Here is a 20,290-nt window from a genome sequence, read left to right on the forward strand (position 1 = left end):
TAATATTATTAAACGATTTTCGCCCCATTGTGAGAATCTAAACAGCGCGTTATCTTTGCCGTGAGTAGAGAGTGGTAAAAAATGTCCGAACCTGTCACGAATGAAGAAGTCGAAGATGTATTGTCTTCGATCCGCAGATTGGTATCCGAAGATAAACGGCCCCTTGCAGGGTTGCGCAGCGCGAGCGCCGAGGCGGTTCCGATGCCCGAAGCCGAGCAGGAACCTGCACCCGAAGTGGTTGACCGATTTGTTCTGACACCAGCATTGCGTGTGACTGACCAACAGGATGTTGCAGCGGTCGCTGATGATGCAGGGCCACTTGATCTAGGGTCTGTCGCGCGGAACACTTGGGCCGAGGACGAAACCGTTGTGGCCGAAAACGAACCAATGATGCTGTTTCCCGCCGCGCAAGAGGCCTCTGCCGAGGCGGGTGCGCAGGATGGCGACACCGATATAGCCGCATTGGTGCATGAGGCTGTCGAAACTCAGGAACAATCCAGCGAAGATTTGCAAGATGAAGGCGACTATAGCGATGAAAGCTATTGGGAGACGCCAGAGCTAGCAGAACCCGCACAGGTTCACGAAGAGTCCGCAGAACATATGCACGCGCAAGAGCATTCAGGCGATGCTGATGCGGATTGGAATGTTGATGAAAATGATCGATATTCTAGCGATCTGGTAGAAGAGGATGCACATGAAGCGGATTTCCACACGATAGAGGAAGTCATTGTAAATGATGCGCCGGAAGCCGTGTTTGAAGCGCCTGCTGAGGCCCCGAATGAGGCCGCGAATGCCTCGGTTTTGACCGATAAAATCGCCGCACTTGAGGCGGCAGTGGGTGAGATCGCGCAAGATTGGGAGCCAGATGGTGAGATCGAAGAGGAACTCACATCCACTGTCACCTCCGCCATGGCGTGGGAAGATAACGTTGATCTGGATGCAACTGGCGAACCAATTCACGCTGCTTTTGACGACGCGCCTTTAGAAGCCGAAGAAATCCCAGAAGAGCCCCATGCCGATAGCGATGCAGGCGAGGAAGAGCCTTTGATGGACGAAGCGGCCCTGCGTGATCTTGTTAGCGAGATCGTGCGCGCCGAGCTTCAGGGCGCGCTGGGTGAGCGGATCACTCGCAATGTGCGCAAATTGGTGCGCCGTGAAATCCACCGCGCTTTGACCGCGCAGGATATGGAATAACGGCTTAGGCGACCTCTGCGGCAGCTGACAAAAGAGCGTCGAGATCAAAGTAGCTCTCGATGTGCTGTGCTAATGCGTCGAGCGATTGTTCCACCTGATCCTCAAACACAACAGATGTTGTTGCCCCCAACGTGGCCAGATAGGCCGCGCGGAAGGCGTCTGAGGCAAAGATGCCGTGCAGATAGCACCCCAGTACGCGGCCATCCGCATTTGCTGCGCCCTCATTTGTATTGCCTAGGCGCAGCCATGGGCGGGCGCAATCAGGCCCATCGGTTTGCCCCATATGGATTTCATACCCGCTGAGAGCCGCATCTGATCCCAGATGCACGCCGTCGCGCAGCAACAGGTTTTTGCTGGGCTCAAGGGTGGTATGAACATCCAGATGCCCCAATCCTTTAACCGTGCCGGCGGGTCCTTCGATGCCAGCCTCGTCGTTGATTGTTTGTCCTAGCATCTGATAGCCACCACACAGGCCCATCACATGGCCCCCCCGCCTGATATGGGCGGCGATGTCGATGTCCCAGCCTGCGGCGCGTAGCGCGGCAAGGTCCGAAATGGTGGATTTGCTGCCGACCAGCAGCACCAGATCCGCATCGGCGGGAATTGGATTGCCCGCTGTAATCATCCGCAGATCAACGTTTGGTTCTGCGGCGAGGGGGTCCAGATCATCAAAATTTGCGATGCGCGGCAGTTGCGGCACGGCGATCACAACGCCTTCACCACCCGAGCGCGCACGCGCGGGCAGGTCCATGACGTCTTCGGCGGGCAGGCGCGATGCCTGATCGAACCACGGTAAAACGCCTAGGCAGGGCCAGCCCGTTCGGGCGGCAATATCATCGCGCCCTGCATCAAACAGGCTGCGGTCGCCGCGGAACTTATTCACGCTAAACCCTTTGATCTGCGCGTTATCTGCCTCATCCAGCACCGCCTGAGTGCCCACGATTTGCGCAATGACCCCGCCACGATCAATGTCCCCCATCAGGATCACGGGAACATTTGCGGCCTGTGCAAACCCCATGTTGGCAATGTCTCCAGCCCGTAGATTTGTTTCTGCGGGAGAGCCAGCCCCCTCGATCACGATCAGGTCGCATTCCGCAGCAAGGCGTTGAAAACTTTCAAGAACCGCAGGCATGAGGGTCGCCTTGTTTTTGCCAAAGGCATGGGCCTCTTGATGGCCCGCAACCTGACCCTGAACAATCACCTGCGCCCCTGTGGCGGTTTGTGGTTTTAACAAGATCGGGTTCATATCGGTGTGCGGGGCAACGCCACAGGCGCGCGCCTGCAAAGCTTGGGCGCGGCCAATTTCGCCCCCATCCGAGGTTACGGCGGCATTGTTCGACATGTTCTGGGGCTTGAACGGGCGCACGTTTAAACCGCGCGCGCGGCAGGCCCGCAGGATACCCGCAACAATCATGGATTTCCCGACATTGCTGCCGGTCCCTTGTATCATGATCGCTTTTGCCATTTGCTATCCTCAGTCCTATTTGGGGCAAAGTGGCGTAAACGCAGGGCGAGGAAAAGGGCATTTCATGAACACACCGGCACACTTGTTGATTGGCGCCGCCGTTATGGGCAAGAAAAACCAACCGAGGTTGATCTGGGCGGCGATGGCGGGGGCTTTGATGCCCGATTTTTCGCTTTATCTGCTGGCGGGGGTGTCGCTGTTTATCTTGGGGATCGATCCCCATGTTGTGTTTAACCAGCTGTATTTTTCTGACGCTTGGCAAACCGTCTTTGCGATGGATAATTCGTTCATCCTGTGGGGGGCGGGTTTGGCTGCGGCGCTTTGGTGGGGCAAGCCTTTGCTTGTTGCCTTTGCGGGGGCAGGGCTCATCCATCTGTGTCTTGATTTCCCGCTTCATCATGATGACGGGCGATCACATTTCTGGCCGATATCATGGTGGGTTTTTGAATCCCCGCTGAGCTATTGGGACATCGGCCATGGCGCCAGCTGGGTTGCGCCCTTGGAAGGGGCTTTGGCAGCTGTTGCCGCTATTCGGCTTTGGCTGATGGATGCAGGGCAGAGGGTGAAATCCGCCCTTGTTGTTCTCTTGATGGGAGAGCTTTGGATCACGTGGTCATGGCTGTTTAATTTTGGCCAATAAAAAAGACGCAGCCCAAAGGCTGCGTCTTTTTTAAACAGTGCAAAGCTGATGTGCTTAAGCGGCTTCTGCCTGCTGAGCTGCATTGCGGCGCTCTGACTCTTCGCGGGAGAGGGCGACGGAAGTACGTACACCTTTACCAACAAAGTCCATCAGACCGGTTACAACACGTTCGTTCGGGTCAATACCCGCACAGCTTAGAACTTCACGGCCATCACGTGAGCGTGCCCAACGGGCGATTTGCTCTGGGCCATTGCCATATTTTTTGTCGTCGGCGATAGCATCGTCCAATGCGGCCAGTACTACGGCTGCAAATAGTTTACGGGCACGGTTACCTTGTTCGTTATTAAAGGCTGTACCATCAACGAAATCTTTCAACTCGTCGTCCTTCCCTTATTCTTGCTCTTGTCATTTCGGCGTTCGCCTCTTCTGACAGATAAAGAGCGATTCGGATACCCCGTATGCGCATGGCTGCCATGTTAATTTTGCATGGCTTTTGAAGCGTTAGGTACCAAATTGGGCTCCTTGCACGTGGCACCTACGCAAGATATAGGGGTGAACAAGAAATCATCAACCTTTTGTCAGAGTTTTGCCACATGCCTAAAATCAACGGAAACGAGATTCGCCCCGGAAATGTTCTGGAACATAACGGTGGATTATGGGCGGCTGTGAAGGTCGATCACGTCAAACCTGGCAAAGGTGGTGCATTTGCGCAAGTCGAACTGAAGAATCTGCGCAACGGTTCCAAACTAAATGAACGCTTTCGCAGCGCCGACAAAGTAGAGCGCGTGCGCCTTGAACAAAAAGACCAGCAGTTCCTTTATGAGGATGCTGGCATGTTGGTTCTGATGGATACTGACACCTATGATCAGGTGCAGCTGGCCTCTGACCTATTGGGAGAGCGCCGCCCGTTCTTGCAAGACGGCATGATGATCGTTGTTGAATATTACGAAGATGAGGCGATCAACGCCGCGCTGCCACAGAAGGTGACCTGCAAAATCGCCGAGACCGAGCCAGTTGTAAAAGGCCAGACGGCGGCGAATTCTTTCAAGCCTGCGATCTTGGACAACGGTGTAAAAGTCAGCGTGCCACCATTTGTGGGGCAGGACGAAGACATCATCGTGAACACAGAAACAATGGAATACGTAGAGCGCGCCTGATTGGCCGCCACTTACGAGAATAGCAAAGCGCGGTCCTTGGGGGCCGCGTTTTTTGTTTAGTCGATCCGCTTTACCACAGATCCGTCTGCATCCATCGCACCAGTTGCGCGATCAAAACGCAGATAGGCCAATGCGTTGTTCCCCGAACGGGTCAGCAGGGTGCCAGCGGCCTTGCCCTGTACAGTGATCGCTGTGCCGGATGGGGCGTCACCTGAAACCTCAACACGTGCCAATCCTTTGCGCAGCTCGGTTTTATGTTTCATGCGTGCGGTCACTTCCTGCCCGACATAACACCCTTTGCGGAAATCCACGCCGTGGATACGCTCAAACCCCATTTCCAGAATGAAACTATCCGACGTCAGTTCGCTATTGGTGCTGGGGATTGCGTGTTCGACATAAAGGGCAGGCCAATCCGTGGTGTCCTCGGTCTGGGGGGTGTCGCGATAGGCGCGCCAGCCAAGGGCGCTATGGCGTGGATCGGGCAGGGCGTCATCCGGTGCTGGGCCCGTGCCGCGATGCAGGTGCAGATCGCTCGCCTCGATTTTCACGTCGGCGCGTAGCTTATACATGTTCAGCCTTTGGAGAAGCATGTCTGACAGAGAGGCATCCACATCCAACAAAACAGCCTCTGCGTCAGCTTTCAAAAAGAAATCGGCAAGGTATTTGCCCTGCGGCGTCAGGATCGCGGCATAGACCAGCCCCGATTCCAGACCTTGGATGTCGTTAGTTATCAACCCTTGCAAGAATTCACGGGTGTCAGAGCCTGTAAAACGTAGGATTTGGCGAGAGATTGGGGGCATGGGCTGTCCTTTTGGTGTTGGCTTTTATATAGCAACTCCGGTCCTGCGTTACAGGGGGCATGTTGGGGGGCAATTATGCGCGCGCAAGTTTCAGTGGTTATTCCTACGCTCAATACCGAGCCAGCGTTGGCAGATTGTCTGGGCGCGTTGATGGAAGGGTTAGAGCAAGGTGTGATCCGCGAGTTGATCGTCAGCGATGGCGGGTCCAGCGATGGATCGGGGGCCGTTGCTCAGGCTTGGGGGGCGGAAGTGATTGTTGGTCCGGCCTCACGCGGTGGTCAGTTGGCGCGTGGCGTTGCGGTGGCCAAAGGTGACTGGGTTTTGGTTTTACATGCCGATACGGTGTTGGAGGCCGGATGGGCGCAGGTTGTCCGTGCGCATCTGACGCAGAAAGATCGGGCAGGGTGGTTCCGCTTGGCCTTCGACCAGAAGGGCATCTTCCCCTTATGGGTTGCAACTTGGGCCAATATTCGCAGCCGTATGGGGCTGCCTTATGGGGATCAGGGGCTTTTGATCCATCGGAATTTATACCAAGAGGTTGGAGGCTATCCCGATCAGCCCTTGATGGAGGATGTGGCGATCGCGCGGCGCTTGCGCGGCAAGCTTGTCGAGCTGGATTGCGTGGCGGTGACCTCGGCGATCAAATACCAGCGCCAAGGATGGCTGCGGCGCGGTGCCAAAAACCTGTGGACCTTGGTGCGCTATGCTGCAGGGGCCTCGCCTGAAAAGCTGGCCGAGGCCTATCGCCGTTAGAGGTGATCCAAAGGGCGCGCCAAAGGCGCGACGCTATTGCGGTGTCTGGATCGAAGGTTCTCGCGGAAAATCGGGCTTAGTTCCCAAAGAAATGTTGCCCGATGCGTTGCAGCAAGTTCAGCGGTTTTTCCTGCGTCGGAGCATCGCGGCGCCCCAAAATGCCCTTTCGGCGGTCTGACACAAGTTTCCCGTCTTTGAACTGTAGGCGATAGAGGTCGGCATAGATGCCACCGCGTTCCAGCAGCTCTTCGTGGGTGCCTTCATCAACGGCGCGGCCGCGGTCCATCACGATGATCTTATCTGCGTTGCGAATGGTGCTAAGGCGGTGGGCGATGACCAAGGTCGTGCGGCCTTTGGACAGGCGATCCAAGGCGTCCTGAACAACCTGTTCGGATTGCGCGTCCAGCGCACTGGTCGCTTCATCCAGCAGCAGAACAGGTGTATTGCGCAGCAGGGCACGGGCGATGACAATCCGCTGGCGTTGACCACCCGACAGCGCCGAGCCCCGCGGCCCAACGCGGGTTTCCAGCCCGTTTTCCAACTGAGGCAGGAAGTCAGAGACAAAAGCGGCATCCAAAGCGGCCTGTAGGTCTTCTTCGCTGACATCTGTGCGGCCTAAAACGATGTTTTCGCGCAGGGTTTCATCAAACAGCAGCGCCTCTTGGCTGACGACAGAGAATAGCGTGCGCAAGTCGGGGATTGCCATTTCTGTGGTTGCCACGCCGCCAACGCGCACAGCACCTGATGAGGGGTCGAGCAGGCGGGTTAACAGATTGAAGATTGTGGATTTGCCTGCACCGGAGGCTCCCACCAGCGCGGTGGTTTTGCCAGCAGGGGCGACAAGAGACAGCTCGCGCAGAACTTCTGTATCGCCATAGGACAGATTGACGTTTTCCAGCGTAATATCGGCCTCGGTCAAGGGGGCAGCCACGGGATCAATGGGCGAGGTGAGATGCAATGGCGCGTCCATCAATTCCTTGATGCGTTCCAACGCCGCCGCAGCAACCTGCCACTGTCCGCTGATCCCGCCCAAGCGGCGCAGCGGGTTAAAGGTGAAACCCATCGCGGTGAAAAAGGTCATGAACTGGCCAATGGTTTTGTCGCCCGAGATGATTTCAGACCCGCCATAGAGGATAACGGCCATAAACCCGACGCCAGAAATGATGTCGATCATCGCCGGAATGGCCGAGCTACCAAAAGCGGTGCGCACTTCGGTTGAGACGAATTTTTTGGTAATGGCGCGGTATTGGCGGGATTGATATTCTTCCAGCGCGTTCAGTTTGACCTGAACAATTCCGTGAAACACCTCGTCCAGACGGGTGGACAGGCTGGCCCCCAAATCGCGGGCTTCTCGGGCGCGGCGGCGCACAAAACGCTGTGCAAAAGCCGCAGGCAGGACCATCACGGGAATACCAATACAGGCCAGCAGCGCCCAAACCGGATCAATCGAAATGGCCACGCCCAGCAGCACCAGTAAGCCGATGAAATCACGGCCCGCGCCTGTAATGATCGCCCGCCACACGTCTCCGACTGCGTTTACATCCGATTGGACGCGCTGGATCAGGAAACCAGGGGGGTGGGATTGGTGAAACGCGCCGTCCTGCTGCATCATGCGATCCAGCAGATCAATGCGCATATCCCCAGCAGAACGTTGGGCAATGCGGGTGAGCAGCACCTTTTGGGCGACCCCAGAAATGGCGCGCACCACAAAAATGCCGATCAGTACAAAGCCGACGATCAGCAGCCACGATTGCTCTCCCGCGACAAAAACACGGTCAAACATCGGCTCCATCAGCTTGGCCATCGCGCCAAGGCTGGCCCCTTCGAAGACCATGAACATAACCGCTAGGCAAAGTTTCCAAAAGTGTTTGCGCAGATAGTCGCGCCAAAGCCAGCGCATCAACGCGCCTGATGTATAAGTCTGTCCGCTGCTCATGGGGGTATCGGCTTTCATTCATCGCGCCTTTTGGTATCGGGCAATCATAATGCGGGGGGGCAAGAGGGGCAAGTCAGACACGTGATTGACGAGCGGCCTTTGAGGTTTATGTTGCGATTAAGGAAACCTCCCGCAACTGTTTGAGATATAGGAAAAAGACGTATGAGCAATAGGCCGAACCTGTCCCATGGACGTGGATACCTCGCGATTCCCGGCCCGTCGGTCATGCCTGAAGCGGTTTTGCAGGCGATGCACCGCAGTGCGCCTAATATTTATGCGGGCGAGTTGGTCGACATGATGCCAGGGATCATGGCGGATCTAAAACGCGTCGCGCGCACAAAGCATCACGCGACGATCTATATCGGCAACGGCCACGCCGCGTGGGAGGCGGCCCTGAGCAATGTGATCGCTCCGGGTGATCGGGTGCTGGTGCCGGCGACGGGCCGCTTTGGCTATGGTTTTGGCGAAATGGCCGAGGGGATCGGGGCCGATGTGCAGTTGATCGACTTTGGCAAATCATCGCCCATGGATTTGGGCCGCATCGCACAGGCCTTGGCCGACGATAAAGACCACCAGATCAAGGCCGTCTTGGCCGTTCATGTGGATACCTCCAGCTCGGTCCGTAACGATATCAAAGGCCTGCGCGATGTGCTGGATGCGGCGGGGCATCCTGCGTTGCTGATGGTGGATTGCATCGCTTCCTTGGGATGTGACCAATTTGAGATGGACGATTGGGGCGTCGATGTCATGGTGACAGGCTGCCAAAAGGGGCTGATGGTGCCTCCGGGGTGTTCGTTTGTGTTCTTTAACGATCGCGCGCAAGCCGTGCGTGAGGCGATGCCGCGTGTCAGCCGCTATTGGGATTGGACCCCACGCAGCACGGCGACCGAGTTCTGGCAGTATTTCAACGGCACCGCCCCGACGCACCACCTTTATGGTTTGCGCGTTGCGCTGGATATGATCCACGACGAGGGGATCGAACAGGTTTGGGCGCGTCACAAAGTGCTGGCCCGCGCGATTTGGGCGGCTTGTGATGCATGGAGCGCCGAGGGTGATCTGCGTTTGAACATCGCCGATCCATCCGTGCGCAGCTGCGCCGTGACCTCTCTGCGTTTGGGCGATAACGACGGCACCCGCTTGCGCAACTGGGTCGAAAGAGAATTGGGCCTGACCTTGGGCATTGGTCTGGGCATGGCCGAACCAGATGATCCCGCGCGCGATGCTTTCTTTCGCCTTGGGCATATGGGCCATGTGAACGGCCAAATGATTATGGGGCTGTTGGGCGGGATGCAGGCGGGCATGTCTGGTCTGGGCATTGCCCATGGGCGCGGCGCGCTAGATGCCGCTGCCGAGGTGATCGCAGGGCATTAGGCTCACATCTGGCGGCGGGCGGCGATAAAACTGATCACGCGGTTGATGCACCATCCGGTGCAGGCCACCGCGATCAGGCCCCAAATGGACCAGATGGCCATAAATATCCATGTGATGTTCACGCCGAACATCACAATGCAGGCCTTGGTGAAATTCGGGGCGCTTCCCTGCGGGCGGCTCATCCTTTGATCCTTGGTTTGCTTGGCTTAAGCTAACCTAAAATCGCGCTGAGTCACTAAACATTTGCGTCAGCTATTGCTGCGGGAAGCGTTTCTGCCAGTAGGTCCAGCATCTGTGGCGTGCCACAGCTGACGCGGATACAGCGGTTTTGCGGGGCGACAAAAGGCATGCGCACAAACACGCCGCGGTTGATCAGCCCGTCCAGAATGGCCTTTGCAAATTCAACATCCCGCCCGCAATCAATTGTGACGAAATTCGTGGCCGAGGGCAGGGGCGTTAGCCCGTTTTGCTCTGCGATCTCTGCGATACGCTCTCTTGCTGTTGCGATCTTGGTCAGGTTTTCTTCGAAATAGTTTTGATCTTGGAGGGCTGCCAACGCGCCAGCCTGTGCTGCGCGGTTCATGCCAAAATGGTTGCGCACCTTGTGAAATGCCTTGATCAGACCGGGATGCCCGATCGCATAACCAACCCGCGCGCCAGCAAGGCCATAAGCCTTTGAAAAGGTGCGCATACGGATGACCCGTGGGTCATCGGCGGGCAGCGGCAGGGCCGTCCCTTCGGGGGCGCATTCCACATAGGCCTCATCCAGAACCAGCAAAGAGCGCTCAGGAAGTGCCTTCATAGCCTCAACGATATCCGCGCCGTTGTGATGGCTGCCCATCGGGTTATCGGGGTTTGCCAGATATACCAGTTTGGCGTCGACTTCAGCAGCTTTGGCAAACAGGCTGGCGGGGTCTTCGTGGTCCTCGACATAGGGCACGGTGTGCAAGCTGCCGCCAAACCCTGCAACGTGATAGTTGAAGGTCGGATAGGCGCCAGCAGAGGTAACCACGGGATCGCCATCACCGATGAAGAGCCTCACGAGATAGCCCAGCAACCCGTCAATGCCTTCGCCGACGATGATGTTGTCGGGGCTGCATCCATGATGCTGGGCCAGCGCCGCGCGCAAATCATGGCTTTCTGGGTCGCCGTACATCCATTGACCCTCACGCGCCATTGCCTCGATCGCGCGAGGGGAGGGGCCAAAGACGTTCTCATTGGCACCTAAACGGGCATCAAAAACAGCGCCGCGCGCGCGTTCCTGCGTTTCAGGGCCCACAAACGGGACAGTTGCAGGAAGGGATTGGGCAAGCGGGGTAAGGCGTAAATTTGTCATGGCAGCAGTTAATGCGTTGGGCGGGCAGGGGGCAAGCCCTTGAAAATCGGCGCGCTCGATCATATTTGAGAATGGATCGCAAAAACAGGAGGGTTGGCATGGCCAAGCTTACAAGACGCGGATTTATCGGAACGGCTGCCGCTGCTGGCGCATTGCGCGGGGCAGGTGTGACGATTGCGAAACCCCAAATGCGGCGCGTTCTGACGGTGGTCTATGACAAAGGCCTTGGGATGATGCGCGCGGTTGAAAAGCTGGTCCCGATGTAACTGCCGTCACGTTTTTCTGGCGCGGGCGGTGGGGCTCTGATTGATTGTGGTCAAAGCATTTCGGAGGAACACCCATGTCGCGCGTCTCAGTCACCTATGAAAACCACATTGCCCATGTCCGCATGATCCGTGCAGACAAAATGAACGCTGTGGATCAGGATATGATCACGGCCCTCATAGCGGCAGGTGAAGAAGTCGCCGCGTCTGATGCGCGTGTGGTGATTGTTTCGGGTGAAGGCAAAGCGTTTTGCGCGGGGATCGACATCTCTGGCCTGTCGGGGATGATCGGCAAAGACCCAGCCGAGCTGCTCATGCCGCGCACCCATGGGGAGGGGACAACCAACCAGTGGCAAGAGGTTGCCATGATCTGGGCACGGCTGGAAATCCCTGTGATTGCAGCGGTTCATGGGGTTTGTTTCGGCGCGGGCATGCAAATTGCATTGGGTGCTGACATTCGCATTTCTGCGCCAGATGCGCAGTTCGCTGTGATGGAAATGAAGTGGGGCATTGTCCCTGATATGGGCGGCATGGTGTTGCTGCCCAAACTGGTGCGCAGTGACGTTCTGCGCCGTCTCACCTATACCGCACAGCCTATCGAGGCCGCGCAGGCCGAGCGTTGGGGCCTAGTGACCGAGATTGCCGATGATCCATTGGCCGCCGCGCAAGAGCTGGCCGAAACAATTGCGGGCAAAAGCCCATCAGCTATTCGCGCAGCCAAGCGGTTGATAGCAATCGCTGAAATCGAGGATGAGGTCACCGTTCTAGAGGCAGAATCCCGCCTGCAATCGGAACTGATTGGCAAGCCGCACCAGATGGAAGTCATCGCGGCGACATTTGCCAAACGCCCTGCGGTTTTCAAATAAACGCAGCCAGCGCCGCAGGTTAGCGCATAAACTTGCGGCGGGCCTCAACAGCGATGTTATAGCGCAGCTCAAGGCTGCTGATCTTTGACATCTGCTTGGCGCGCTCTTCCTCGGTTGAGAGGCTGGCATAGATTTTGCGAGCGGCATCAAGCTCTTTCTTGATCTGGAACTCTTCGGGGACAACACCCGCTTCGGCCATGATCCGCATACCGGCCGAGGCCACGGCCTGTTCGCCTGTTTCAACGGGGCGTTCAGGCAGCGGCTTTCCTTCACCCTTTAGCCCTGTCAGACCGCCAGCGGCGCGTGCCTTGGCGATCTGGGATTCTATGAGGCGCATGAAACTGCGCATCAGCCGATCTCTGACAGCCGGTCCATTGCGGCCTGAAGCTGGTCTGCTTCTTCCTGACGTGCGGCGAGGTTTGCCTTGGCTTCGGCGACGACCTCGGCGGGGGCGGAGGCTGCGAATTTCGGGTTCTTGAGACGCCCGTTCAGACCGCCAATTTCCTTGGCTAGTTTATCCAGCGACTTTTGCAAACGCGCCTTTTCTTCGTCGATGTCGATGAGACCCTCTAGCGGTAGGCCGAACGTGGCACCCGGTGCGCTGATGGCTACGGTGCCTTTCGGGAAAGTGTCCGCTTTATCAAGGGTTTCTACACGGGCTAGGCGTTTGATCATCGTCTCGTTATTGTCCCATGCGGCTTGTGCTGCATCGTCCATAACGGTGACGATCATGGGCACTTTTAGGCCCGCTGGAACGTGCATTTGGGCGCGGGCGGAGCGGATGTTTTCGATCAGCGAAATCACCCAGTTCATTTCGCGGTCCGCATCTGCATCCAGCAGCGCATCGGTGGTGTAGGTAGGCCAATCGGCGTGCACGATCATCTTGTCGCGTTTTGCCGTTTCGCCCCAGAGCTCTTCTGTGATGAAAGGCATGATCGGGTGCAGCAGGATCAGGCATTGATCCAACACCCAAGCCATTGTTTCGCGGGTTTCTTTCGCAAGCGCACCTTTGCCGTCTTCGTCTTGGAGCAGAGGTTTTGACAGCTCGACGTACCAGTCGCAGACCTTGCCCCAGACAAAGGCATAAAGCGCATTTGCGGCGTCGTTGAAGCGGTAGGTTTCCAGCGCTGCGTCGACTTCCTCAAGCACACGGGCGGTTTCGCCGATGATCCATTTATTCAGCGTCGCGGCGGGTGTCACAGGCGGTACACCGTCTGTACACCGCGTGTACACTGGGCGGGCCTCAAACACGCCGTTCATTTCGGCGAATTTATGGGCGTTCCAGACTTTGGTGCCAAAGTTGCGGTAGCCTGCGATGCGTTGCTCTTCCATCTTCAGCGCGCCGCCAAGCGACGCCATGGCGGCGTTGGTAAAGCGCAGGGCGTCGGCGCCGAAGCCGTCGATGATTTCCAGCGGGTCGATGACGTTGCCCACGGATTTGCTCATCTTCTTACCCTTGGCATCGCGCACGAGGCCGTGGAGGTAGACGGTGTTGAACGGGATTTTTTCGACCGTGTCGAGCTGCATCATCATCATGCGGGCGACCCAGAAGAACAGGATGTCCTGACCTGTGATCAGATCGGAGGTGGGGAAGTATTTGGAATAGGCATCGGTTTCTTCGGGCCAGCCGAGCGTGCCGATGGGCCAGAGGCCGGAGGAGAACCACGTGTCGAGCACATCAGGATCGCGGGCGATCTCTACGGACACACTTTTGACTTTATCCTCTTTACCTTCGTCGTTCTCCATGACTTCCATGAGGAATGCCCAAGCGTACGTTCGACCATCAGAGTCTTCAAAAGTTGCTTCGGCTTTTGGCGTGGCCTTAACTTCGACAGGTATATTGGGAAAACGTTTTTCATAGTGTTGGCGAGCCATCTTGATCGCTTCTGCTTCTGTTGGAGCACAGAATTCGTTTTCTTCAGCGTCAAACCAAACAGGGATCTGGTGACCCCACCACAGCTGGCGCGAGATGCACCATGGCTCGATATTGTCGAGCCAGTTGTAATACACTTTCTCGCCGCTCTCGGGCATGATTTTCACATCGCCGTTGCGCACCGCATCAAGGGCGGGGCCTACGATCTGGTTGGTGTCGACGAACCATTGGTCCGTCAGCATCGGCTCAATCACCACTTTCGAGCGGTCGCCAAAGGGTTGCATGATGGGTTTGGATTCGACGTAAGGGATGGTTTCCGTCACCTCGGATTTATTGCCGTCTTCGTCTTTGACCGTGCGGGTGACGTCATGCATCACGGCGAGGCCCTCGGCCGTGATGTCGGCGATGACTTTTTCACGTGCCTCAAAGCGATCAAGGCCGCGGTATTCATCGGGCACAAGGTTCATCGCGGCGATCATCGCCTCATCGAATTCACGCTCGCCGTTTGAAATGGCTTGGGCCACGGCGGCCTCTTCGGCGTAGGGTTTGCCATCGGCGCGCATGGCGGCCTTTGTGTCCATGAGGTTGTACATGGGGATGCCGCCGCGCTTGGCGACTTGGTAGTCGTTGAAGTCATGCGCGCCTGTGATTTTCACCGCGCCCGAGCCGAAGTCTTTGTCGGGGTATTCATCGGTGATGATCGGGATCAGGCGGCGCAGCGCTTTGGGGCCGACGGGGATTTCGCAGAGTTTACCAACGATGGGTGCGTAACGCTCATCTGATGGGTGAACCGCAACCGCGCCGTCGCCCAGCATGGTTTCGGGCCGTGTGGTCGCGATGGAGATGTAGTCGCGGGTCTCGCGCAGGGTGACGTTGCCGTCTTCGTCTTTCTCGACGTATTCATAGGTCGCGCCATCTGCCAGCGGGTATTTGAAGTGCCACATGTGGCCGGGGACTTCGATGTTTTCGACCTCAAGGTCGGAGATCGCGGTTTCAAAACGCGGGTCCCAGTTGACCAGACGTTTGCCGCGATAGATTTTGCCCTCGTTGTACATTTTCACGAAGACTTTGATCACGGCGTCATGGAAGTTGGGCGAGTTTTCGTGGCCGACGCGCGTGTCACCGGGGGCGCCTGACATGGTGAAGGCGTTGCGCGACCAATCACAGCTTGAGCCGAGGCGTTTGAGCTGGCTAACGATGGTGTCGGCGGTGGCCTCTTTGTATTCCCATGCGTGTTTTAGGAATTCGTCACGGGTGAGGTCGGTGCGTTTGATCTGGCTTTCGGCCAGTTTGTTTTCCACGGCCAGTTGCAGGGCGATGCCTGCGTGGTCTTGGCCAGGTTGCCAGAGGGTGTCGAACCCGCGCATGCGGTGCCAGCGGGTTAAGATATCTTGCAGCGTGTTGTTGAACGCATGGCCCACGTGAAGTGACCCGTTGACGTTGGGGGGCGGGATCATGACGGAGTAGGTTTCCGCGCGCGAAGCGTTTGCGCCTGCTTTGAATGCGCCTGAGCTTTCCCAAGCGGCGTAGAGGCGTGCCTCTGCTTCTTTTGCGTCGAAGTTTTTTTCCAGTGCCATGATCACAGCTTTCGTCAATTTGGTTTGATGCTGATGTAGCGGAGGATGGGGGGGAGGGGAAGGGCTGTCGCGGCGCTCCTGTGGCCTGCTGGCCCCAGATCGCCCCGCCCGCCCTCCCGTGGCGGTGAATTAGCAGGTGTGACGTTATGTGGTGGCTGGACAAGTTGCACGGGGCGGGTAAGTTTCTCGTTTAGGTATTCAGAGATGTTCAGGGAGAGCGTTGTTGGAAAAATTTGGCAAGAGCCAGCCGATTAAGCGGTTGGAAGATGTGCGGTTTCTCACGGGGCATGGTCGGTATGTAGACGACATTGCGCCTGAGGGGGCATTGCATGCCTATGTTTTCCGCTCACCCGTTGCGCATGGGGTGATTAGCGAGCTGGACGTGAGTGACGCGGCTGAGGCGGATGGTGTTCGGCTGGTGTTTACCTGCGCGGATATGGAAGCGGCAGGTGTTAACGTTGCGATGGACGGGGCGACGGTGAAAAACCGTGATGGATCGGACGGGGCTGCGCCGATGCGGCCGATGCTGGCCAAGGATCGTGTGCGTTTTGTCGGAGAGCCTGTGGCGATGGTTGTGGCTGACTCTTATGATCAAGCGCGGGATGCGGCCGAGTTGATCATGTTTGATGTGGATGAGCTGCCTGCCAAAATCTCGGTTGATCGGGGCGGCGAGCCTGTGCATGCCGAGGCGGCGGATAACTGTGCCTTTGACTGGGGTATGGGCGATGAGGCGGCGACGGAGGCGGCCTTTGCCGCGGCGGCCAAGACGGTTTCGCTAGAGGTGGATGACAACCGGATCATCGTGAATTCGATCGAGCCGCGCGGCTGTTTTGCTGAATGGGACGGCAGCAAGCTGCATGTGGCCAACAACGGGCAGGGCGTGTGGACGCATAAGGCGAATTTGGTCAAGGCTTTTGGGCTGGATGAGGCCAATGTGCGGGTGACCAACCCTGATACGGGCGGTGCCTTTGGCATGAAGTCCATGTCTTATCAAGAATATTTCCTGATCAGCCATGCGGCGCGTGTTTTGGGCCAGCCTGTGCGGTGGATGTCTGAGCGGACCGAGGCAATGCTGAGTGATAATGGCGGGCGTGATCTGGTTTCGGTGTGCGATCTGGCGTTTGACGCGAATAACAAGATTACCGCCTACCGCATCCGGACCAAATGTAACTTGGGTGCCTATAACAGCCAGTTTGGGCAATATATTCAGACGGTTCTGTTTTCGCGTGTGCTGACGGGGGTTTACGATATCCCGACGGCTTGGTTGCAGGTTGAGGGGTATTACACCAACACAGTTCAGGTGGATGCCTATCGCGGGGCGGGTCGACCCGAGGCGATTTATGCGTTGGAGCGCGTCATGGACCGCGCCGCGCGCGAGCTGGGCGTTGATCCGTGGGAGCTGCGCCGCATCAACTTTGTGAAGCCGGATCAGTTTCCCTACAATACAATCGTGGGCGAGACCTATGACGTGGGCGATTTCAACAAGGTTCTAAGCCGTGTCGGCGAGGAAGCCGATGCCGATGGATTCACCGCGCGCCGTGATGCGGATGCGGCCAAGGGGCTGCTGCGCGGGCAGGGGCTGTGCTATTACATCGAGAGCATCTTGGGCGACCCGAGCGAGGGCGCGCAGGTGAATTTCCTTGCGGATGGTACGGCCGAGATCCTTGTGGGGACGCAATCGGGCGGGCAGGGGCATGAGACGGTCTATGCCAAGTTCCTGAGCGATCAGACGGGGATTCCGTTGGAGGCGATTAGCGTTGTGCAAGGGGACAGCGACCGGATTGCGCAGGGTGGTGGCACGGGGGGATCGCGCTCGGTGACGACGCAGAACAACGCGACGCTGGCCACGGTGAGCAAGATCAAAGAGGCCTTCACGGCCTTTCTGGCCGAAGAGTTGGGCGTGCCTGCGGCTGAGATCACATTTGATGATGAACGGTTCCGCGCTGAGGGGTCTAACCTGACGCCGACGATGCTGGACGTGGCAGAGATGGCGCGTGAAAAGGGGCGCGATGACCTGCTGAGCCACCACGAACGGGCAACGCTGGACGGGCGCAGTTTCCCCAATGGCGCGCATCTGTGTGAAGTTGTGATCGATCCTGAAACCGGCATTGTGACGGTGGATCGTTACACGGTTGTTGATGATTTTGGTAACCTTATCAACCCGTTGCTTGCCGAAGGGCAGGTGCACGGCGGGGTTGTTCAGGGCCTTGGCCAAGCGCTGCAAGAGCGGGTTGTCTATGACGAGGACGGTCAATTGCTCACGGCATCGTTTATGGACTATGCGATGCCACGGGCATTGGATGTTCCTAACATTTCGTTCACCAGTGAGCCTGTACCCTCTACGGCAAATGTCATGGGCATGAAGGGTTGCGGCGAAGCGGGAACGGTTGGCGCGCTAGCAGCTGTTTCGAATGCGGTGCAAGATGCGTTGTGGGATCGTGGTGTCCGGCAGGCTGACATGCCGTTCACGCCCCATAAAGTCTGGGAGTTGTTACAAGGTGAAGCTGTCGCCGGATAATAGAGAGACCCCATTTCTGAAACGGTTGTTTGGCCGCCTGTGGCGGCGGCCAGACCATGATTTTGGCCCTGTTCGGGGGCAGCAAACCCATGTGATTATCCTTGACGGTACGATGTCCACGCTGAAACCGGGGTGTGAGACGAACGCGGGTTTGGCCTATCGCATGCTGCAGGAAATGGGCAGTCAGGTTTCCATTTATTACGAACCGGGGTTGCAGTGGAATGACTGGAGCTCGTTTCGGGATGTGGTTGAGGGGCGCGGCATCAACCGTCAGATCAGGCGCGCTTATGGCTATCTGGCATCGCGCTATCGTAAGGGGGATCGGATTTTTCTGATGGGCTATTCGCGGGGCGCATATGCGGTGCGTTCGCTTGCGGGGATCATTGATCGGGTTGGCCTGTTGAGCCGCGAACACGCGACAGAGCGCAACATCAGGCAGGCTTATCGATTGTATGAATGCTCTGAAAGCGAAGGGGTAATGGGTGCGTTTGCTGCGGCCCATTGTCGGGAACAGGTCCCGATTGAAATGATCGGGGTATGGGATACGGTTAAATCACTGGGGATTAACGCGCCGATTTTATGGCGCCTTAGCGTGAGCAAACATGCGTTTCACAACCATGGTTTATGCGCCTGCGTAAAGAAAGGGTTTCAGGCGCTGGCGCGTGACGAGACGCGTGTCGTCTATCGGCCAGTTTTGTGGGAGACCAACCCCGAGCGGCCCGATCAGATTGAACAGATGTGGTTCCGAGGTAGCCATGGCGATATCGGCGGGCAACTGGGAGGGCGTTCTGCTGTGCGGCCTTTGTCCAATATCCCGCTGGTTTGGATGTTGGAAAAGGCCGAAGAAACGGGGCTGCCGTTGCCTGACGCGTGGCGGAACAGGTTTGTTCAAGACGTCAATGCGCCCTCTATCGGGACATGGGTGGGCTGGGGCAAGCTGTTTGTGACGCGCCGAAAACGTGTCATCGGGCAAGACCCGTCAGAGGCGCTGCACCCCAGCATCGCAGAGGGGGTGCCAACGCCAAGGGCGTTGGTCGGCGCAAAGGTGGCACCGCAGATGCCGCTGCAAGAAGACAGGCTGTGAGCTCAGGTGACTTTCATGATGATACAGGTGGTTGAGCCTGTGGCATAAAGTTTGCCATCTTTGACGCCGCGGATTTCACCATGGGCCACCCCCGTCGAGCGCCCTGCGTGATCGACCATGCCAATACTGTCAATTTCCATGCCCAGAGGGATCGAGCGCAGGATGTTAATCTTGTATTCTAGCGTGGTGTAGATTGAGCCACTGGGCACATGGGTAAGCACGGCGCAGGCCATCGAACTGTCCAGCAGCGTACCGTACCAGCCGCCATGCACGGTGCCCATCGGGTTGGTGACATGGTGTTCGGGGGTGCCGCGAAAGACAACCCGCCCCTTTTCCACGCTATGCAGGTGATAGCCCAGTGCAGCCCCAATAGGGGGGCCTGGCTGGGTCTTGTCGAGGATGCGTTGCATGGACTCTAGCCCCGAAATGGACAGCGTATCAGATTTGCTCAGGATCTCGGATGGGGTGCTGTCGTTTCGTGGCATGGGGCGGCTCCGGCTCGTTTTGGTTAGACTAGCCTAGAGCCGCGTTGGGCAGAACCGCAAATGTTACGCCACGTTTGATAGGGTTGATTGCGGTGTAACCCCCAGCGCGCGGCAGACATCGCGCGTCAGCTCGGGGCGGTTGAGCGTGTAAAAGTGCAAGGCTTCGACCCCTTCGGAGATCAGCGTGCTGCACATTTCGGTGCATAGGGTGGTCGAGAGCAGCTCGGTCCGGTTGTCGCGTTCGGCCACGCGGTAGGCTTCGTCTAGCCAGCTGGGGATTTTGGTGCCGCAGCGGGTGGCGAATTTGCGGGCCGAGGTCCAGTTGGTGATCGGCAGGATGCCAGGGGTGATGGGTTTGGTGATGCCAGCGGCCGCGCATTGATCGCGGAACCGCAGGAAGCTTTCGGGCTCAAAGAAGAATTGCGTGATGGCCTCATCCGCGCCTGCGTCGAATTTGCGTTTCAGGAACTGGATATTGGCGTGTTGGCTGGCCGCATCTGGATGGCAATCGGGGTAGGCGCCAACGCGGATGTTGAATTTATCTTGCAGGGCAAGGGCTTCGATCAGCTCGACCGAGTTGGCAAACCCTTCTGGGTGGGGGATAAAGCGGTCTTGGCCAGCCTGTGGATCGCCGCGCAGGGCGACAATATCTGTCACGCCCGCCGCGTGGAATTTTTCGGCAACCTCCATGGTTTCCTGCACGCTGGCCCCCACGCAGGTAAGGTGCGCCGAAACGGGCAGCTTGGACGTTTTATGCAGCACCAGCGCAGCATCATGGGTCAGGTCGCGTGTTGAGCCACCCGCGCCATAGGTGATGGAAAAGAAGCGAGGTTCCAGCGGCGCCAAGGCCTGCGCGGTTTCCCATAGCTTGAATGACGCATCCACAGTCTTTGGTGGGAAGACTTCGAAAGAGATATCAGCGAGGGGCATGGCGGGTTCCTTTTTCATTTCGGTACTTGTCGCATAGATTGA

Annotated in this window: 19 protein-coding genes; 9 read left to right on the forward strand and 10 right to left on the reverse strand. The window is 57.5% G+C overall.

The window, feature by feature from the left end; all coding sequences use genetic code 11:
* Positions 1-81 precede the first annotated feature (81 nt).
* Positions 82-1,194: a hypothetical protein gene (locus Z948_RS18510; protein ID WP_025060035.1), complete on the forward strand. Its 1,113-nt coding sequence runs from the start codon at positions 82-84 to the stop codon at positions 1,192-1,194.
* A gap of 4 nt (positions 1,195-1,198) precedes the next feature.
* Here the strand turns inward: Z948_RS18510 and Z948_RS0113220 are convergent, their stop codons facing one another.
* The gene (locus Z948_RS0113220) at positions 1,199-2,659 is read right to left on the reverse strand and encodes a cobyric acid synthase (RefSeq protein ID WP_025060036.1); all 1,461 of its coding nucleotides are present in this window, start codon (positions 2,657-2,659) and stop codon (positions 1,199-1,201) included.
* Positions 2,660-2,723: 64 nt separating this feature from the next.
* On the opposite strand from Z948_RS0113220, the gene Z948_RS0113225 reads away from it, so the two are divergent.
* Entirely contained in the window at positions 2,724-3,299 is a 576-nt protein-coding gene (locus tag Z948_RS0113225; RefSeq protein WP_025060037.1) for a hypothetical protein, read from the forward strand.
* A 54-nt stretch (positions 3,300-3,353) separates the two neighbouring features.
* On the opposite strand, the gene Z948_RS0113230 is transcribed toward Z948_RS0113225, so the two are convergent.
* Positions 3,354-3,674, reverse strand: coding sequence for a DUF6280 family protein (locus tag Z948_RS0113230; protein ID WP_008228933.1), 321 nt, complete (start codon positions 3,672-3,674; stop codon positions 3,354-3,356).
* A gap of 218 nt (positions 3,675-3,892) precedes the next feature.
* On the opposite strand from Z948_RS0113230, the gene efp reads away from it, so the two are divergent.
* Positions 3,893-4,456, forward strand: coding sequence for an elongation factor P (gene efp / locus Z948_RS0113235; protein WP_025060038.1), 564 nt, complete (start codon positions 3,893-3,895; stop codon positions 4,454-4,456).
* Positions 4,457-4,512: 56 nt separating this feature from the next.
* On the opposite strand, the gene ygfZ is transcribed toward efp, so the two are convergent.
* Positions 4,513-5,256: a CAF17-like 4Fe-4S cluster assembly/insertion protein YgfZ gene (ygfZ, locus tag Z948_RS0113240; RefSeq protein WP_025060039.1), complete on the reverse strand. Its 744-nt coding sequence runs from the start codon at positions 5,254-5,256 to the stop codon at positions 4,513-4,515.
* Between the two features lie 75 nt (positions 5,257-5,331).
* On the opposite strand from ygfZ, the gene Z948_RS0113245 reads away from it, so the two are divergent.
* The gene (locus Z948_RS0113245) at positions 5,332-6,009 is read left to right on the forward strand and encodes a TIGR04283 family arsenosugar biosynthesis glycosyltransferase (RefSeq protein WP_025060040.1); all 678 of its coding nucleotides are present in this window, start codon (positions 5,332-5,334) and stop codon (positions 6,007-6,009) included.
* A gap of 76 nt (positions 6,010-6,085) precedes the next feature.
* Here the strand turns inward: Z948_RS0113245 and Z948_RS0113250 are convergent, their stop codons facing one another.
* Positions 6,086-7,963: an ABC transporter ATP-binding protein gene (locus tag Z948_RS0113250; RefSeq protein WP_081784063.1), complete on the reverse strand. Its 1,878-nt coding sequence runs from the start codon at positions 7,961-7,963 to the stop codon at positions 6,086-6,088.
* A 144-nt stretch (positions 7,964-8,107) separates the two neighbouring features.
* Here Z948_RS0113250 and Z948_RS0113255 point away from each other — a divergent pair, with 144 nt between their 5' ends.
* A complete protein-coding gene (locus Z948_RS0113255; RefSeq protein WP_025060042.1) occupies positions 8,108-9,316 on the forward strand; it encodes a pyridoxal-phosphate-dependent aminotransferase family protein in 1,209 nt (402 codons plus the stop codon).
* Positions 9,317-9,318: 2 nt separating this feature from the next.
* Here Z948_RS0113255 and Z948_RS0113260 read toward each other — a convergent pair whose 3' ends face one another.
* On the reverse strand, positions 9,319-9,498 hold the full coding sequence (locus tag Z948_RS0113260) for a hypothetical protein (protein ID WP_025060043.1): 180 nt from the start codon (positions 9,496-9,498) through the stop codon (positions 9,319-9,321).
* A 53-nt stretch (positions 9,499-9,551) separates the two neighbouring features.
* Positions 9,552-10,652 (reverse strand): pyridoxal phosphate-dependent aminotransferase, encoded by a 1,101-nt coding sequence (locus tag Z948_RS0113265; RefSeq protein ID WP_025060044.1) that lies wholly within the window; start codon positions 10,650-10,652, stop codon positions 9,552-9,554.
* A 98-nt stretch (positions 10,653-10,750) separates the two neighbouring features.
* Here Z948_RS0113265 and Z948_RS0113270 point away from each other — a divergent pair, with 98 nt between their 5' ends.
* A complete protein-coding gene (locus Z948_RS0113270; RefSeq protein ID WP_025060045.1) occupies positions 10,751-10,918 on the forward strand; it encodes a twin-arginine translocation signal domain-containing protein in 168 nt (55 codons plus the stop codon).
* Between the two features lie 74 nt (positions 10,919-10,992).
* On the forward strand, positions 10,993-11,781 hold the full coding sequence (locus Z948_RS0113275; RefSeq protein WP_025060046.1) for a crotonase/enoyl-CoA hydratase family protein: 789 nt from the start codon (positions 10,993-10,995) through the stop codon (positions 11,779-11,781).
* A gap of 19 nt (positions 11,782-11,800) precedes the next feature.
* On the opposite strand, the gene Z948_RS0113280 is transcribed toward Z948_RS0113275, so the two are convergent.
* The gene (locus tag Z948_RS0113280) at positions 11,801-12,130 is read right to left on the reverse strand and encodes a DnaJ family domain-containing protein (RefSeq protein ID WP_025060047.1); all 330 of its coding nucleotides are present in this window, start codon (positions 12,128-12,130) and stop codon (positions 11,801-11,803) included.
* Positions 12,130-15,231 carry a valine--tRNA ligase gene (locus Z948_RS0113285; RefSeq protein ID WP_025060048.1) on the reverse strand — a complete coding sequence of 1,034 codons (3,102 nt, stop codon included), beginning with the start codon at positions 15,229-15,231 and terminating at the stop codon, positions 12,130-12,132. The genes Z948_RS0113280 and Z948_RS0113285 overlap by 1 nt, the downstream gene beginning before the upstream one ends.
* Before the next feature lie 223 nt (positions 15,232-15,454).
* Here Z948_RS0113285 and Z948_RS0113290 point away from each other — a divergent pair, with 223 nt between their 5' ends.
* Both Z948_RS0113290 and Z948_RS0113295 read left to right on the forward strand, forming a co-directional pair.
* Positions 15,455-17,749, forward strand: a complete 2,295-nt coding sequence (locus Z948_RS0113290; RefSeq protein WP_025060049.1) for a xanthine dehydrogenase family protein molybdopterin-binding subunit — start codon at positions 15,455-15,457, stop codon at positions 17,747-17,749.
* Positions 17,730-18,833: a DUF2235 domain-containing protein gene (locus Z948_RS0113295; RefSeq protein WP_425427141.1), complete on the forward strand. Its 1,104-nt coding sequence runs from the start codon at positions 17,730-17,732 to the stop codon at positions 18,831-18,833. The genes Z948_RS0113290 and Z948_RS0113295 overlap by 20 nt, the downstream gene beginning before the upstream one ends.
* Before the next feature lie 2 nt (positions 18,834-18,835).
* Here Z948_RS0113295 and Z948_RS0113300 read toward each other — a convergent pair whose 3' ends face one another.
* Positions 18,836-19,318 (reverse strand): PaaI family thioesterase, encoded by a 483-nt coding sequence (locus Z948_RS0113300; protein ID WP_025060051.1) that lies wholly within the window; start codon positions 19,316-19,318, stop codon positions 18,836-18,838.
* 63 nt (positions 19,319-19,381) lie between these two features.
* On the reverse strand, positions 19,382-20,248 hold the full coding sequence (gene metF, locus Z948_RS0113305; RefSeq protein ID WP_025060052.1) for a methylenetetrahydrofolate reductase [NAD(P)H]: 867 nt from the start codon (positions 20,246-20,248) through the stop codon (positions 19,382-19,384).
* Positions 20,249-20,290 lie beyond the last annotated feature (42 nt).

The sequence above is a fragment of the Sulfitobacter donghicola DSW-25 = KCTC 12864 = JCM 14565 genome (assembly GCF_000622405.1).
Taxonomy (GTDB): domain Bacteria; phylum Pseudomonadota; class Alphaproteobacteria; order Rhodobacterales; family Rhodobacteraceae; genus Sulfitobacter; species Sulfitobacter donghicola.

Bases quoted from the DNA above. Each gene is read 5' to 3' on its own strand.
- Z948_RS18510 (WP_025060035.1), top strand. From the start codon at position 82: ATGTCCGAACCTGTCACGAATGAAGAAGTCGAAGATGTATTGTCTTCG.
- Z948_RS0113220 (WP_025060036.1), bottom strand. From the start codon at position 2,659: ATGGCAAAAGCGATCATGATACAAGGGACCGGCAGCAATGTCGGGAAA.
- Z948_RS0113225 (WP_025060037.1), top strand. From the start codon at position 2,724: ATGAACACACCGGCACACTTGTTGATTGGCGCCGCCGTTATGGGCAAG.
- efp (WP_025060038.1), top strand. From the start codon at position 3,893: ATGCCTAAAATCAACGGAAACGAGATTCGCCCCGGAAATGTTCTGGAA.
- ygfZ (WP_025060039.1), bottom strand. From the start codon at position 5,256: ATGCCCCCAATCTCTCGCCAAATCCTACGTTTTACAGGCTCTGACACC.
- Z948_RS0113245 (WP_025060040.1), top strand. From the start codon at position 5,332: ATGCGCGCGCAAGTTTCAGTGGTTATTCCTACGCTCAATACCGAGCCA.
- Z948_RS0113250 (WP_081784063.1), bottom strand. From the start codon at position 7,963: ATGAAAGCCGATACCCCCATGAGCAGCGGACAGACTTATACATCAGGC.
- Z948_RS0113255 (WP_025060042.1), top strand. From the start codon at position 8,108: ATGAGCAATAGGCCGAACCTGTCCCATGGACGTGGATACCTCGCGATT.
- Z948_RS0113260 (WP_025060043.1), bottom strand. From the start codon at position 9,498: ATGAGCCGCCCGCAGGGAAGCGCCCCGAATTTCACCAAGGCCTGCATT.
- Z948_RS0113265 (WP_025060044.1), bottom strand. From the start codon at position 10,652: ATGACAAATTTACGCCTTACCCCGCTTGCCCAATCCCTTCCTGCAACT.
- Z948_RS0113270 (WP_025060045.1), top strand. From the start codon at position 10,751: ATGGCCAAGCTTACAAGACGCGGATTTATCGGAACGGCTGCCGCTGCT.
- Z948_RS0113275 (WP_025060046.1), top strand. From the start codon at position 10,993: ATGTCGCGCGTCTCAGTCACCTATGAAAACCACATTGCCCATGTCCGC.
- Z948_RS0113280 (WP_025060047.1), bottom strand. From the start codon at position 12,130: ATGCGCAGTTTCATGCGCCTCATAGAATCCCAGATCGCCAAGGCACGC.
- Z948_RS0113285 (WP_025060048.1), bottom strand. From the start codon at position 15,231: ATGGCACTGGAAAAAAACTTCGACGCAAAAGAAGCAGAGGCACGCCTC.
- Z948_RS0113300 (WP_025060051.1), bottom strand. From the start codon at position 19,318: ATGCCACGAAACGACAGCACCCCATCCGAGATCCTGAGCAAATCTGAT.
- metF (WP_025060052.1), bottom strand. From the start codon at position 20,248: ATGCCCCTCGCTGATATCTCTTTCGAAGTCTTCCCACCAAAGACTGTG.